This window comes from Streptomyces sp. NPDC047981 (assembly GCF_040653315.1).
Classification (GTDB): domain Bacteria; phylum Actinomycetota; class Actinomycetes; order Streptomycetales; family Streptomycetaceae; genus Streptomyces.
In genome coordinates this window covers 69,992-83,482 of the sequence record NZ_JBEZNQ010000017.1, presented here as the reverse complement: position 1 = coordinate 83,482, position 13,491 = coordinate 69,992, and the positions used below count along the sequence as shown (strand labels likewise).

Here is a 13,491-nt window from a genome sequence, read left to right as displayed (position 1 = left end):
CCCTGCCCACCCTCCGGTGGGCAGGGCCGCGTCTCTTCCTGGTCACACCCAGGAGGAATTTCCGTGAGCACCAAGAAGATGGCCGCCGCCGCGATCGCCGCGGCGCTGGGCGTCACCACCCTCGCCGCCTGCGGCACCGAGGACATCAGGGACGCGGCCGGCAAGAGCGGTGAGCCCACGCCGAAGACCGTGACCCTCGTCAGCCACGACTCCTTCAACGCCTCCAAGGAGGTCCTGGCGGAGTTCACCAAGCAGACCGGCTTCACCGTCAAGGTCCTCAAGAGCGGTGACGCGGGCGTCGCCGTCAACAAGGAGATCCTCACCAAGGGCTCCCCGCAGGGAGACGTCTTCTTCGGCGTCGACAACACCCTGCTCTCCCGTGCGCTCGACAACGGGATCTTCGTCCCGTACGAGGCGAAGGGTCTGGACGCGGTCGCGCCCGAGACGCGGCTCGACAAGGAGCACCGCGTCACCCCGATCGACACCGGCGACATCTGCGTCAACTACGACAAGAAGTACTTCGCCGACAAGAAGCTCGCGCCCCCGCAGACCTTCGACGACCTGGCCAAGCCGGAGTACAAGAACCTGCTCGTGGTCGAGAACCCCGAGAAGTCCTCCCCGGGCCTCGGTTTCCTGCTCGGCACCGCCGCCCAGTACGGCGACGACGGCTGGCAGGACTACTGGACGAAGCTCAAGGCCAACGGCGTGAAGGTCGTCGACAGCTGGGAGCTCGCCTACAACCAGGAGTTCTCCGGCTCCGCCGGCGGCAAGCAGGCCAAGGGCGACCGGCCGCTGGTCGTCAGCTACGCCTCCAGCCCGCCGGTCGAGGTCCTCTACGCCGACCCGCAGCCGAAGGAAGCGCCCACCGGCGTCTCCACCGGCACCTGCTTCCGGCAGATCGAGTTCGCCGGGCTGCTGAACGGGGCGAAGAACCCCGAGGGCGGCAAGGCGCTGATCGACTTCCTGATCTCCAAGAAGTTCCAGGAGGACATGCCGCTGCAGATGTTCGTCAACCCGGTGACGAAGGAAGCCCAGCTGCCCGAGCTGTTCACGAAGCACGGTGTGGTGATCGACAAGCCGCAGACCATGGCGCCCGAGAAGATCGCCGAGAAGCGTGACCAGTGGATCCAGTCGTGGTCCTCGACCGTTCTGAAGTAGTCCCCGACCGCCGGGGAAGCGCGGCGCGGCTCGGCCTGATGGTCGTGCCCGTCGCCTTCTTCGCGCTCTTCTTCGCGTGGCCCGTCGCCTCGATCGTCGAGCGCGGGCTGCGCGTCGACGGGGCGTGGGAGTTCGGCCGGTTCGGCGAGACGCTGACCCGGCCGGAGATCCTCGACGTCCTCTGGTTCACCCTCTGGCAGGCGCTCGCCTCCACCGCGCTGACCCTGCTGATAGCCCTGCCCGGGGCGTACGTCTTCGCGCGCTTCGACTTCCCCGGCAAGGGGCTGCTGCGCGCCGTCGTCACCGTCCCCTTCGTGATGCCGACCGTCATGGTCGGTACGGCCTTCCTCGCCCTCGTCGGCCGCGGCGGGCTGCTCGACGAACTGTGGGGCGTCCGCCTCGACACCACCGTCTGGGCCATCCTCCTCGCCCACGTCTTCTTCAACTACGCCGTCGTCGTCAGGACCGTCGGCGGACTGTGGGCGCAGCTCGACCCCCGCCAGGAGGAGGCCGCCCGCGTCCTCGGCGCCTCCCGTTTCACCGCCTGGCGGACGGTGACGCTGCCCGCGCTCGCCCCCGCCGTCGGAGCGGCGGCGCTGATGGTCTTCCTCTTCACCGCCGGCTCCTTCGCCGTCGTCCAGATCCTCGGCGGACCGGCGTACTCCACCCTGGAGACCGAGATCTACCGGCAGACGGTCGACCGCTTCGACCTGACGACGGCCGCCGTGCTCACGATCGTCCAGTTCGTCGCCGTCGGCGTCGTCCTCGCCGTGCACGCCCGGACGGTACGGCGGCGGGAGACGGCCCTGAAGCTCGTACCGCCCGAGCAGACCGCCCGCCGGATCACCGGGATCGGCCAGTGGGCCCTCTTCGGGGGTGTCCTCGTCTCGATCGTCCTGCTGCTCGTCCTTCCGCTCGCCGTGCTGATCGAGCGCTCCTTCGCCACCCCCGACGGGTACGGGCTCGACTACTACCGGGCCCTGCAGTCCACCGACCCCTCCGGCACGTTCCTCGTGCCCCTGGTCGACACGATCGGGAACTCCCTGCGGTACGCCGTCGTCGCCACCGCGATCGCCCTGGTGATCGGGGGACTCGCCGCCGCCGCGCTCACCCGGCGGGCAGGGCGGCTCGTGCGCGGCTTCGACGCGCTGCTGATGCTGCCGCTCGGGGTGTCGGCGGTGACGGTCGGCTTCGGCTTCCTGATCACCCTGGACGAGCCGCCGTTCGACCTGCGGGCGAGCTGGATCCTCGTGCCGCTCGCGCAGGCCCTGGTCGGTGTCCCCTTCGTCGTGCGGACCATGCTGCCCGTCCTGCGCGCGGTGGACGAGCGGCTGCGGGAGGCGGCGGCCGTCCTCGGGGCCTCGCCGCTGCGTGCCTGGCGCGAGGTCGACCTGCCGCTGGTGCGGCGGGCGCTGCTCATCGCGGCCGGGTTCGCCTTCGCCGTCTCGCTCGGCGAGTTCGGCGCGACCGTCTTCATCGCCCGGCCCGACAACCCGACGCTGCCGGTCGCCGTCGCCCGGCTCCTCGGCCGGCCGGGTGAGCTCAACTACGGCCAGGCCATGGCCCTTTCGACGATTCTGATGGTGGTGTGCGCGGTGTCCCTGCTGCTCCTCGAACGGCTCCGCGTCGACCGGGCCGCCTCCGGCTCAGGGGAGTTCTGATGCTGCGCTTCGAGGACGTGACCGTACGGTTCGGGGAGCGGGCCGTGGTCGACTCCGTGGACCTGGAGGTCGCCGACCACGAGATCGTGTGCGTGCTCGGCCCCAGCGGCAGCGGCAAGTCCACGCTCCTGCGGGCCGTCGCCGGACTCCAGGCGCTCCACGGCGGGCGGGTCCGGCTGGACGGCGCCGACCAGGCGGGCGTGCCCGCGCACCGGCGCGGGGTTGGTCTGATGTTCCAGGACCACCAGCTCTTCCCGCAGCGGGACGTCGGCGCCAACGTCGCCTTCGGGCTCCGGATGCGCGGTGTGGCGAAGGCCGAACGGGACGCCCGGGTACGGGAGTTGCTGGAGCTGGTCGGGCTCCCCGGGGCCGAGCGCCGGGCCGTCGCCGCGCTCTCCGGCGGCGAGCAGCAGCGCGTGGCGCTCGCCCGCGCCCTCGCACCCCGCCCTCGGCTGCTGATGCTGGACGAGCCCCTCGGGCAACTCGACCGGGGCCTGCGGGAACGGCTCGTGGTCGAACTGCGCTCCCTCTTCCGGCAGTTGGGTACGACCGTGCTGGCCGTCACACACGACCAGGGCGAGGCGTTCGCGCTCGCCGACCGGGTCGTGGTGATGCGCGACGGCCGGATCGCCCAGTCCGGGACGCCGCTGGACGTCTGGCGGCACCCCGCCTCCCCGTTCGTGGCCCGGTTCCTCGGCTTCGACAACATCGTGCCCGGGACGGTGAGCGGCGCCGCCGCCGAGACCCCGTGGGGCAAGGTCCCGGTACCCGACGGCTCGCCCCAGGGCGCGCGGGAGGTCCTGGTGCGCCCGGCGGGCGTCCGGCTCGTCGCCCCGAAGGACGGCATGCGCTGCGCCGTCGCCTCCCGAACCTTCCGGGGGACGCATGTCGCCGTGCTCCTGCAGCCGGCCGAAGGCCCGCCCCTGGAGGCCGAGTGCGCCCTCCGTGACGCCCCCGAGGTGGGCGCGGAGGTGGGCGTGAGCTTCGCCGCCGACGAGGTCGTCGTGCTCACGGGGGACGCTCCCGCCGCCGGGTGACGGATCGTCAACCGTGATCAACTCGCCTACGCTGCTGCGAGTGAGCGGAATAGACGTGGGCAACGGAGTGCTCGGCGCCATCCTCGGAGTGGTGTTCGCGACCCTCTTCCAGCAGTGGACGCAGGACGTGTGGTTCAGGATCCGGCGCCGCTCGGCGGGCGTGGTCCGCAGCCTCACCTACCGCGAGGGGGCGGGGAGGGCCTGGTCCACCTTCTCCCTCGGCCCCCTGCACACCAGCGCACTCGTCGTGGAGGGCGACGGCGACCGCGCCATCGCGCCGGAGTCCGTGCACGTCCGGGTCGGCGCCGAGGAGATCGAACTGCCCGCCGACATGGCGGGCTGGCGCGCCGAGATCGAGGCGGAGGAGAGCCGCGCGGAGACCGCGGGGGACCGCGCGCCCGTCTGGAACGGGGCCCGGTACGCCGTCGAGGGCCTGGAGACCACCCGTACCCCGCTGGACGAACAGCCCGAGGTGCATCTGCGGCTGCGGCCCACGGACTACTACACCTTCCTCGCCGCCCAGCAGCTCGACCGCAGGATGCCGGACGGATCGACGCCCCGAAGCCGGTACCTCGACACCGAACGGCCGCTGGAGGCACCCGCGTTCCTCCAGTGCAGCTTCGCCGTCAACATCGCCGTCGTCACCGCCGACCATCTCCTCGCGGTCAGCCGGCGCGGCGACCGGGTCCGCTCGGCGCCCGGGCTGTGGAACTCCTCGGTCAACGAGGGCCTGGCCCGGAACATCGACGCGACGGCGCTCGGCGCCCCCGACCTGCACGCCGTCGCCCGGCGTGGGATGCGCGAGGAGATGGCCCTGGAGCCGCACGAGTACACCCTCGCGCTCCTCGCCTTCGTCCTCGACGTCGAACGGCGGCAGTGGAGCGCCCACTTCTACGCCCGGCTCAAGGACATGACGGGCGATCAGCTCCAGTCGCGGATGAGCAGGGGCGTCGCCGACCGCTGGGAGCACCAGACCGTGGAGTACGTGCCGTTCCGGTCGGCCGACGTGACCCGGTACCTGTTGCGGCCCGACCGGATCCACCGCTGGGCGCCGCTCGCGCCGGCGCTGTTCCACCTGGCCCTCGTCCATGTGCACGGCCGGGCGTCGGTGGAGCGGGCGGAGGCGCAGGCGGTACGGAGGCTCTGACCGAGGCCGCGCCGCCCGGCCGATACGTCGTCGACACAATTCCGCGCGTTCCCGGACGCACCGCCATGATCGCGTGGATGTGCTCCTCACCCAGGGTTGAGCCGTGCGCGGGCGTCGCGTGCATCTCGGCCCGATGAGGGGATCGCCGGTGACGGACCTTTGGACACGCACGGCCCGTGTGGACTCCCCGGGCGATGATCGGGGCGGCAGCGCCCCCGGCGGGCCCCGGCCGCGCCGCGCCCTTCTCCTGCTGCTCCGGGGCGGCCGTCCGGCTGTCGTCGTGGCCGTCCTCGTCGGCGTCGGCATGCTCGTCGCCGCGCGTCCGCCCGTCGACGTCCTCGGCAGCTTCGGGAGCCTGCTGCAGACCTTCCTGCCCTGGTCGGGCGTGGGCGTGCTCGTGCTGCTCGCCCTGGCCGCGCTGCGGCGGTCGGCGGTCACCGCCGTGGCCGTGCTGGTCCCGGCGGTGGTGTGGTGCTCCCTGTTCGGCGGGATGCTCGTCGACAAGCGCGGAGCCGGCGCGGCCGGCGGGGACCTCACCGTCGTCAGCCACAACGTGCACGACGGGAACCCCGACCCGGCGGGCACCGCCCGCTCCCTCACCGCCTCCGGCGCCCAGGTGATCGCCCTGGAGGAACTCTCGCCCCGCACCGCCCCCGCCTACGAACGGGCGCTGGCGGAGTCCCACCCGTACCACTCCGTGCAGGGCACGGTCGGGCTCTGGAGCACCTACCCGCTGCGCGACGTGCGGCCCCTCGCGATCATGCCGTGGACCCGCGCCCTGCGCGCCACCGCCGACACCCCGAAGGGGCCACTCGCCGTGTACACCGCGCATCTCGCCTCGGTGCGGGTCAGCCTGGCCAAGGGGTTCAACACCGCGCGCCGCAACGAAGCGGCGGTCGCCCTCGCCGCCGCCGTACGGGCCGAGCCGCTGGACCGGGTCGTCGTGGTCGGCGACTTCAACGGCACCACCGACGACAGCGCCCTCGCCCCGGTCACCGCCGGGCTGCGCTCGGCGCAGGAGGAGGCCGGGGCGGGGTTCGGGTTCAGCTGGCCCGCTTCGTTCCCGGTGACCCGGATCGACCAGATCCTGGTCAAGGGAGTCACCGCCGTCTCCGCCTGGACGCTGCCCCGAACGGCGAGCGACCATCTGCCGGTCGCGGCGACCTTGCGGTGGTGACGGTGGGCGGACGGATCGACGGTCCTCGCCCTGTCGGGCCGACGGCTGCCGTCAGGTCCCGGCGGTTACCGTCGGGACCAGACGCACACCCACGACAGGCTCCTACGAAACGGCCCCAGGCGACCACATGCGCGACCAGCCCTCCTCCGTCCACATCCTCCTCGTCGAGGACGACGACACGATCCGCAGATCCGTGGGCCTGTCCCTGGAGCGCTACGGCTACCGGGTCTCGTCGGCGCCCGACGGCCTGACCGGTCTGGAGATGTTCCGGGAGACGGAGCACGACCTGCTGCTCCTCGACGTCATGCTGCCCCAGCTCGACGGGATCGGGCTCTGCCGCAGGATCCGCGAGACCAGCCAGGCGCCCGTCCTGATGATGTCGGCGCGCGGCGACGCCCTGGACGTCGTCGCGGGCCTCGAGGCGGGCGCCGACGACTACGTCGTCAAACCGGTCGACACCACCGTGCTCCTCGCCCGGATCCGCACCCTGCTGCGGCGCGCCACCTTCACCGCCCCCATGCCCGCCGACGACGACACGGGGGTGCTCTCCTTCCGGGACCTGACCGTGGACACCCGGGGCCTGGAGGTCCACAAGGACGGCACGCCCCTCGCCCTGACCCCCACCGAACTGCGCCTGCTCCTGGAGTTCGTGGCCGCGCCCGGCGTCGCCCTGCAGCGCGCGACCCTGCTGCGCGAGGTGTGGGACTACGGCTGGGACGGCGACATCCGGGTCGTCGACCTTGCCGTGCAGCGGCTGCGCAAGAAGATCGGCGCCGACCACATCGAGACCGTGCGCGGCTTCGGCTACAAGTTCCGCCGCTGACCACCGGGCGGGCCGAGAGAGAACGAGAGCGAGTGATGGATCCCGCGACCCCGCCCGGCGACACCCGCCGGTCCCTGTGGCGCCTGGCCGACCCGAGGTCCCTGCGCTGGAAGATCGCCGCCGGGGTCGCCGCGGCGGCCTGCGCGATGGCCCTGGGCATCGGCGTCCTGGTCCACCGCACCACCGAGACCCGCTCGATGAACATCGGGCGCGCCGACGCCCTGCGCGAACTGGACGCGGCCCAGGCCGAGTTCCGCGACGCGCGGCAAGGCCGCGCCCCTCAGGACGGGGACCCGAGGCCGGCCTACCGGACCGGTGGCGAGGTGCCGGACCGGCTCCTCGACCTGCTCGCCGCCGGACCGGCGCCGGTCACCTGGTACGACACCAGCAGACCGGCCCAGGGCCCGTCCATGTGGGCGGCCACGGAGGTCGACGGCACCCCGCTGGCCGTGAGCGTCAACATGGTCGCCGACCAGTACGGCCGCGAGGCCCTCGACCGGCACATGCGGTACGCGGCCCTCGCCACCCTCGCCGTCGTCGTCCCCGTCACCCTGCTCGCCGCCGAACTCGTGGTGCGCCGGCTGCGCCGGGTCGCCGGAACCGCCCGCCGCATCCGCCACGGCGACCTCGACGCGCGCAGCGCGGGCCGGGGGCACGACGAGATCGGCGAGATCTCCTCGGCCGTCGACCACATGGCCGACGCGCTGCAGAGCCGGCTCCACGCGGAGCAGCGCTTCACCGCCGACGTCGCCCATGAACTGCGCACCCCGCTCGCGGGCCTGGTCGCCTCCGCCTCGCTGCTCCCGGAGGGCGAGGCCACCGATCTCGTACGCGACCGGGTGAAGGTGCTGCACGGCCTGGTCGACGACCTGCTGGAGATCTCCCGCCTCGACGCGGGCGCGGAGCGGGCCGACCCGCAGCCGGTGCCGCTGGACGAGCTGGTCGAGGAGTCCGTACGGCGCACGGGGCTCGACACCGCGATCACCGTCACCGCCCGCGCGGTGGTCGAGACCGACCCGCGCCGCGTCGACCGGATCGTCACCAACCTCGTCGTCAACGCCCACCGTCACGGCGCACCGCCCGTGGAGGTCACGGTCGACGGCGCGACCGTCGTCGTACGCGACCACGGGCCGGGCTTCCCCGCGGAGCTGCTCGCCGAAGGCCCGCAGCGCTTCCGCACCGGCGCCGCCGAACGAGGCCGCGGCCACGGTCTGGGCCTGACGATCGCGGTCGGCCAGGCCCAGGTGATCGGAGCCCGCCTGACCTTCGCCGATGCCGATGCCGATGCCGACGCGGGCTCCGACGCCGACTCGGGCGGTGCCGTCGCGACCCTCACCCTGCCGGACCGGAACGACGAGCCCTAGAGAGCGGCCAGTCGGCGGAGGGCTTCCGGGGCCTCGTCGACGGAGTCGACCAGGGCGATCCTCGCCGCCATCGGGCGCTCGGCGGCCAGGGACCGGAGCAGCGGCCAGGCGGGGAGGCGGTCCGTCCAGTGGGCCCGGTCGACGAGGACCATGGGGGTGGGCTCTCCCCGCGACTCGTAGTAGTTCGGCGTCGCGTTGTCGAAGATCTCCTGGACCGTGCCGGCCGCGCCCGGCAGGAAGATCACGCCCGCGTCGCAGCGGGCGAGCAGACCGTCCTCCCGGGTGGCGTTGGCGAAGTACTTGGCGAGGTGGCCCGCGAAGGCGTTCGGCGGCTCGTGGCCGTAGAACCAGGTGGGGATGCCCACCGAGTCGCCGCCCTTCGGCCAGCGGGCCCGCACCTCGAAGGCGGCCCGCGCCCAGTCGGTGACCGAGGGGGTGAAGGAGGGTGCCTTGGCGAGGAGTTCGAGCGCCTCGTCGAGAACGTCGTCGGCGAGCGGCGCGGTGTACGCGCCGAGGTTCGCCGCCTCCATCGCGCCGGGTCCGCCGCCGGTCGCCACGGTCAGCCCGGCGCGGGCGAGCGTGCGGCCGAGCCGGGCCGCCCCGGCGTACGCGTCCGTGCCGCGGCCCATCGCGTGCCCGCCCATGACGCCGACGACCCGGGCGCCGGCGAGGAGTTCGTCGAGGGCGTCGGAGATCGCGTCGTCGTGGACGGACCGGAGCATCGACGCGAAGACGTCCCCGTCGGCCCTGGTCCGCCGGAACCAGTCGTACGCGAGGAAGTCGGGCGTCGCCTCGTACCCCGCGTCCCCGACCCGGTCGAACAGTTCCTCGGGGGAGTACAGATGCGCGCGGTACGGGTCGAACGGCAGCTCCGGTACGGGTGGGAAGACCAGCGCCCCGTCCGCGCGGACCTTGGCGGCGGCCTCTGGCTGGAGCTCGCAGCCGAGGAAGACGGCGCCGTCCGTGGAGGTGGCGAGCAGGGCGAAGGTCCGGTCGGTGAGGTCCACCGACTGGACCCGGAAGCCGTGGAGGGAGCCTCGGGCGATGACCTCGTCGAACTCGGCGGCGGTGTGGATCTCGCGTGCGTCACGGCGGGTCATGGGGCCAGCGTAGGGCCCCGGGGGGCACCGGGCCTTCCGGTGTCGCTCAGCCGCCGAGCGGCACGGCGGCCAGCGTGCCCACCAGCCAGGTCAGCGGCAGGAACACCGCGAGCAGCGCGCCCGCGCGCATCAGCGCCGCGGTGCGCAGGACCGTGGGCGGTGCGCCGAGCCGGACGAGGGCCTCCGTGGTGTGGGCCCGGCACTGCTTGGACTCCAGGGCCGCCGTCAGGAGCGTCGCCGTAGTACAGGCCATCACCAGGGCCGCGCCCAGGCCGGTCAGCGGGCCGAAGTCGCCGGTCCCCGCGTCGTACAGGGTCGCCGCCGCGACCGCGCCCGACGCCACCGCGCACACCACGCCGAGCGGGCGTCCGATGCGGCGGGACTCGTCCATCAGCACCCGGCCCGCGAGGAGCCGCGTCGCGCCGGGCCGGACGGCCTGGAGCAGCCGGCCGCACCAGTGGGTGATGCCGGGACCCGCCATGGCGAGGCCGATGGCGGTGAGGATCCAGCCCGCGAGCACCCCGGCCGGGTTGCCGTCGAAGCGGCCGGGGAGCGGCAGGCCGCCGTCCGCGCCGCCCTGGCCCGCGTACGTCTCGACGGCGAGGCCGACCGCGAGGAGCGCCACGCCCCAGGGGAGACCCGAGGGGGCCGTCCGCTCCGCGCCCTCGGGGGGCGCCGGCGCCTTGCGGGGGCGCAGGGCGAGGGCGGCGGCGGTGGAGGCGGCCACCGGGAGGATCGCGAGGAGGGTGAGCGCGCCCGCCAGCGGGATCGGCCGGCCGGCCGCGAGCAGTTCTGCGGCCGCTCCGTCGAACGGCAGGCCCGTGATGTCGCCGCGCAGGTGCAGGTAGAACAGCAGCGCGACCATCGAGCCGAGCGTGCAGGCGACGGCCGTCGAGGCCGCGGCGATCGCGGTGAGCCGGGCCGGGCCGAGTCCGATCGCCGAGAGCCCGGGGCGCGGCCGGGTGCTGGGATCCGTACGGGCCACGGCCACCGCGAAGTGCACGGTGGCGGCCATCGGGATCAGGCACCACAGCAGCCGCAGGGTCGCGGCGGAGGACCGGTCCGGGTGGCCCACGGCGTACCCCAGCGTGCACAGCAGCAGAAAGCCGACCCCCGCGGCCGCCGCGGCGACCAGGAGGCGCCGCAGCAGGACGAGGGGGTGGGTCCCGCGGACTAGACGGAGAGCGAGCACGCGGCGACGCCCTCCGCCCCGGTGGTCGGTGCTCCGGCGCCGACCCGGCGTCCGTCGAGCAGGGCGACGGAGCGGTCGGCTAGGGCGGCGACCTCCGTGTCGTGGGTGGCGAGCAGCACGGTGATCCGGTGCGAGCGGGCGGCGGCGGTGAGCGTCCGCAGGACCTGGGCGCCGTCCGCGCGGTGCAGGGAGGCGGTCGGCTCGTCGGCGAAGAGCACGGACGGGGTGGTGACCAGGGCCCGGGCGATGGCGATCCGCTGCCGCTGCGACTGGGTCAGCGCGTGCGGGCGCTTGCGGGTGCACCCGCCGATGTCGAGGCGCTCCAGCCACTCCAGGGCGGAGGCCTTCGCGGCCCGGTGCGAGACCCCGCGCAGCAGGAGGGGCAGGGCCGCGTTCTCCCAGGCGGTCAGCTCCGGTACGAGTCCGGGCTCGGGGTCGATCCAGCCGAACCGGTCCCGGCGCAGCCGCTCGCGCTGGACGGGGCTGAGGGTGTGGACGGGGCTGCTGTTGAACCAGACCTCGCCCTGCTGGGCCACCGTCTGTCCGGAAAGGCAGCGCATCAGCGTGGTCTTGCCGCTGCCCCGCGGGCCGACCAGGGCGAGGATCTCTCCCTCGCGCACGCCGAGGGAGACGCCGGTCAGGACGTCGGAGCCCTCCAGGGTGCAGTGCAGGGAACGCGCCCAGAGCACGTCGTTGTCCGGTGGGGCCATCGCGTACACCTCGATGTCGGATCCGATACTTGCGTTCCCCCGTCCGAGGGAACGAAGGGACGGGCCTGTCGGTCACTGGGCACCGTAAGGATTCAGATCCGTTTGTACGGACAGCACACGGCCCGGGCGGCCGCCATCCACTCGGATGGCCGCACACCCGGGCCGGGGTCACGCCGTGAGGGCGGCGTGAGGTCCTGTGCCGGGGAGGGCCGTGCCTCCCCGGGGCGGAACCGTCAGAGCTTGGTCCACGCCTCGGTGAGCACCGAGCGCAGGATGCCTTCGATCTCGTCGAAGGTGCCCTGGTCGGCGATCAGCGGCGGGGCCAGCTGGATGACCGGGTCGCCACGGTCGTCGGCACGGCAGTACAGGCCGTTCTCGAAGAGCGCCTTCGAGAGGAAGCCGTAGAGCACGCGCTCGGTCTCCTCGTCCGTGAAGGACTCCTTGGTGACCTTGTCCTTGACGAGCTCGATGCCGTAGAAGTAGCCGTTGCCGCGGACGTCGCCGACGATCGGCAGGTCGTGCAGCTTCTGCAGCGTCGAGAAGAAGGCGCCCTCGTTGTCCAGCACGTGCTGGTTGAGGCCTTCCTTGTCGAAGATGTCGAGGTTGGCGATGGCGACCGCCGACGACACCGGGTGGCCACCGAAGGTGTAGCCGTGCAGGAAGGTGTTGTCGCCCTTGTAGAACGGCTCGGCGATGCGGTCCGAGACGATGCAGGCACCGATCGGGGAGTAGCCCGAGGTCATGCCCTTGGCGCAGGTGATCATGTCCGGCACGTAGCCGAACTTGTCACAGGCGAACATCGTGCCGAGGCGGCCGAAGGCGCAGATCGTCTCGTCGGAGACGAGCAGCACGTCGTACTGGTCGCAGATCTCGCGGACCCGCTGGAAGTACCCGGGCGGCGGCGGGAAGCAGCCACCGGCGTTCTGCACCGGCTCGAGGAAGACGGCCGCGACGGTCTCGGGGCCCTCGAAGAGGATCTGCTGCTCGATCTGGTCGGCGGCCCAGCGGCCGAAGGCCTCGGGGTCGTCGCCGTGGATCGGGGCGCGGTAGATGTTGGTGTTCGGCACCTTGTGCGCGCCGGGGACCAGCGGCTCGAAGGGGGCCTTCAGGGCCGGCAGACCGGTGATGGACAGGGCGCCCTGCGGGGTGCCGTGGTAGGCGACCGCGCGCGAGATGACCTTGTACTTGGTGTGCTTGCCCTGCAGCTTGAAGTACTGCTTGGCGAGCTTCCAGGCGGTCTCGACGGCCTCGCCGCCACCGGTGGTGAAGAAGACCTTGTTCAGGTCGCCCGGGGCGTAGTCGGCGAGGCGCTCGGCGAGCTCCACGGCCTTGGGGTGCGCGTACGACCACACGGGGAAGAACGCGAGCTCCTGGGCCTGCTTGTACGCGACCTCGGCCAGTTCCTTGCGGCCGTGACCGGCGTTGACCACGAAGAGACCCGCGAGTCCGTCGAGGTACCGCTTGCCCTTGTCGTCGAAGATGTAGGTGCCCTCGCCACGCACGATGGTGGGCACGGGAGAGTTCTCGTACGACGACATGCGCGTGAAGTGCATCCACAGGTGGTCGTACGCGGTCTTGGACAGGTCCTGGGTCACGATTATCGAGTTCCCCACATATAGGTCTGCTTCTTGAGCTTGAGGTAGACGAAGCTCTCGGTGGAGCGCACGCCGGGGAGGGTGCGGATGCGCTTGTTGATCACATCCAGAAGGTGGTCGTCGTCCTCGCAGACGACCTCCACCATCAGGTCGAACGAGCCCGCGGTCATCACCACGTACTCACATTCCGACATGGCAGTCAGCGCGTCCGCCACCGGATCCAGGTCACCCTCGACGTTGATGCCGACCATCGCCTGGCGCCGGAGTCCCACGGTGAGCGGGTCGGTGACGGCGACGATCTGCATGACGCCCTGGTCGAGCAGCTTCTGGACGCGCTGCCGTACGGCTGCCTCGGACAGCCCCACGGCCTTGCCGATCGCGGCGTACGGACGGCGGCCGTCCTCCTGGAGCTGTTCGATGATCGCCAGGGAGACGGCATCGATCGTCGGGGACGAACCGGAACCGGTTCTGGAGTTCGTGCTTTGACTGGCCACGCACTCACTGTGCACCGAGACTCGTCGGTCTTG

At 72.5% G+C, this 13,491-nt stretch carries 12 protein-coding genes; 7 read left to right on the top strand and 5 right to left on the bottom strand.

From position 1 onward, the window contains the following. Positions 1–78 precede the first annotated feature (78 nt). From AB0E14_RS13115 to AB0E14_RS13085, 7 genes are all read left to right on the top strand, one after another. On the top strand, positions 79–1,158 hold the full coding sequence (locus AB0E14_RS13115) for a thiamine ABC transporter substrate-binding protein (protein ID WP_362415750.1): 1,080 nt from the start codon (positions 79–81) through the stop codon (positions 1,156–1,158). A 38-nt stretch (positions 1,159–1,196) separates the two neighbouring features. Continuing rightward, the gene (locus tag AB0E14_RS13110) at positions 1,197–2,819 is read left to right on the top strand and encodes an iron ABC transporter permease (RefSeq protein ID WP_362415748.1); all 1,623 of its coding nucleotides are present in this window, start codon (positions 1,197–1,199) and stop codon (positions 2,817–2,819) included. Further along, the gene (locus tag AB0E14_RS13105) at positions 2,819–3,856 is read left to right on the top strand and encodes an ABC transporter ATP-binding protein (protein ID WP_362415683.1); all 1,038 of its coding nucleotides are present in this window, start codon (positions 2,819–2,821) and stop codon (positions 3,854–3,856) included. Before AB0E14_RS13110 ends, AB0E14_RS13105 begins: the two co-directional genes overlap by 1 nt. Positions 3,857–3,896: 40 nt before the next feature. Beyond that, a complete protein-coding gene (locus AB0E14_RS13100) occupies positions 3,897–5,003 on the top strand; it encodes a hypothetical protein (protein WP_362415681.1) in 1,107 nt (368 codons plus the stop codon). 280 nt (positions 5,004–5,283) lie between these two features. Next, positions 5,284–6,180 carry an endonuclease/exonuclease/phosphatase family protein gene (locus AB0E14_RS13095; protein WP_362415746.1) on the top strand — a complete coding sequence of 299 codons (897 nt, stop codon included), beginning with the start codon at positions 5,284–5,286 and terminating at the stop codon, positions 6,178–6,180. Positions 6,181–6,307: 127 nt separating this feature from the next. Continuing rightward, complete coding sequence (gene cseB / locus AB0E14_RS13090; RefSeq protein ID WP_362415679.1) at positions 6,308–7,003, top strand: two-component system response regulator CseB; 696 nt, start codon at positions 6,308–6,310, stop codon at positions 7,001–7,003. 35 nt (positions 7,004–7,038) lie between these two features. After that, positions 7,039–8,367: a HAMP domain-containing sensor histidine kinase gene (locus AB0E14_RS13085; RefSeq protein WP_362415677.1), complete on the top strand. Its 1,329-nt coding sequence runs from the start codon at positions 7,039–7,041 to the stop codon at positions 8,365–8,367. Here AB0E14_RS13085 and AB0E14_RS13080 read toward each other — a convergent pair. The 5 genes from AB0E14_RS13080 to AB0E14_RS13060 all read right to left on the bottom strand — a co-directional run bounded on the left by AB0E14_RS13080 (position 8,364) and on the right by AB0E14_RS13060 (position 13,473). Beyond that, positions 8,364–9,467, bottom strand: coding sequence for an LOG family protein (locus AB0E14_RS13080; protein ID WP_362415675.1), 1,104 nt, complete (start codon positions 9,465–9,467; stop codon positions 8,364–8,366). The two genes, AB0E14_RS13085 and AB0E14_RS13080, sit on opposite strands and share 4 nt — an antisense overlap. A 46-nt stretch (positions 9,468–9,513) precedes the next feature. Beyond that, positions 9,514–10,659, bottom strand: coding sequence for a hypothetical protein (locus AB0E14_RS13075; protein ID WP_362415673.1), 1,146 nt, complete (start codon positions 10,657–10,659; stop codon positions 9,514–9,516). Further along, complete coding sequence (locus tag AB0E14_RS13070; RefSeq protein ID WP_362415671.1) at positions 10,641–11,369, bottom strand: ATP-binding cassette domain-containing protein; 729 nt, start codon at positions 11,367–11,369, stop codon at positions 10,641–10,643. Before AB0E14_RS13070 ends, AB0E14_RS13075 begins: the two co-directional genes overlap by 19 nt. Before the next feature lie 233 nt (positions 11,370–11,602). After that, positions 11,603–12,982, bottom strand: coding sequence for an aspartate aminotransferase family protein (locus tag AB0E14_RS13065; protein WP_352191864.1), 1,380 nt, complete (start codon positions 12,980–12,982; stop codon positions 11,603–11,605). After that, entirely contained in the window at positions 12,967–13,473 is a 507-nt protein-coding gene (locus AB0E14_RS13060) for an Lrp/AsnC family transcriptional regulator (protein ID WP_362415668.1), read from the bottom strand. Before AB0E14_RS13060 ends, AB0E14_RS13065 begins: the two co-directional genes overlap by 16 nt. Positions 13,474–13,491: the final 18 nt, after the last annotated feature.